We start from the raw sequence: 1,295 nt of genomic DNA, 5'->3' as shown, positions 1-1,295 counted from the left end.
AGCATCACCAATGGCTTTAGTTGCCGCAATTCTCGCAGCTTCTGCAGCACCTTCCGCGGCGGCTTGAGCTTTCAATGCGGCATCTTTAGCAGCTTCTGCAGTTGTTGCAGCGGTTAAAGCCGCGGCTTCAGCAGCTTCAGCAGCTTCGGCGCGAGCCAATGCAGCAGCCAGACCCCCATCACCGGTTCCGGCATTGGCTAAGGCAGCTTCTGCTGCTTCTAAAGCAGCTTGGGCTTTGACAGCATCGGCTTGGGCTTTAGCAGCGGCAGCGGTGGCTTTATCAGCAGCAGCTTGTACGGCTGCTAAGGCAGCACTGGCTTTATCAGCATCCGCTTGGGCTTTAATAGCGGCTTGCTCTGCGGTCGTTTGTTTGTCACTCTTTGCACCATAAGTACCTTGAGCGCCATTACCTTCATATACACCGCCTAGGTATTGGGCATCACCACCAAAGAATCCACCTTCGGTTGTATAGCCTGCATTATTAGCAGCAGTACCTGAGAATTGATTGCCGTTAATGTCAGCGTTAATACCAATCTTACCGGCTTTAGTGAATGCCAAATCACCTTTTAGGTTTTTCGCAACAAAGTCTGCGGTGAATGCTGAGGAGCCAAATTCAATGGCTTGATCTAAACCCAGTTTGCGGTAGGTTGCATCGCCACTATAGTTGACTTTGCCTTCAGTCGGAACGTTCGCCGCTTGAGTGGCATTACCAACCACAGCGACACCGTTTACTGGGAGTTGGTTTATGCCAAGGGCTGCTGCACCGTCGATGTGACCGATGCGCATGTCATCGCCAAAGTCTTTATAGGTTGAGGTATAAGTCAGCGGTAAAACACCAAGGGCGGTTGTAATATCAGTGCTATCATTGTGCGATTTAAAACCGCCTTGTAAGTTGGTATCATCTGCGCCAGAGGTGGTTACGTTGACGATTGGTAATAGACCACCTGATGCAGTGTCTGCTCGGGCTTCAACGCTGTTACTGGTGGCGTTAAAGTCACGGCTAGTAGCGGTAAAGGCGTTAGGTAGGCCAGCAGATGATGGATCGATACTCAATGACTGAGCACCACTCTTCTTCGATTCAGGGGCGTTCTTAATGGTGGCAGCGGCTAAGGCGTCTTTGGCAGCTTGAGCAGCTTGCTGAGCAGCGGTTACTTGGGCGGCAGCTTGAGCAGTAGCGGCGGCCTGTGCTTGCTGAGCAGCAATGGTTTGGGCATTGGCGGCTTCAAGGGCGGCTTGTCTGCGATCAACTTCGGCTTGTAGGGCGGCTGCATTGCCACCCCCTGAGGCCAGTGCAG

The 1,295-nt window shown here is 52.5% G+C and carries 1 protein-coding gene; it reads right to left on the bottom strand.

Annotation, left to right across the window (positions count from 1 at the left end):
- The coding region (locus tag CAN34_RS14175; RefSeq protein WP_165767592.1) for a transferrin-binding protein-like solute binding protein at positions 1 to 1,295 on the bottom strand (1,295 nt) is incomplete at both ends.

The organism is Psychrobacter sp. DAB_AL32B (assembly GCF_002224105.1).
Taxonomy (GTDB): domain Bacteria; phylum Pseudomonadota; class Gammaproteobacteria; order Pseudomonadales; family Moraxellaceae; genus Psychrobacter.
Note: the sequence above shows the minus strand (reverse complement) of the source record. Positions and strands in the feature narration are given on the sequence as shown.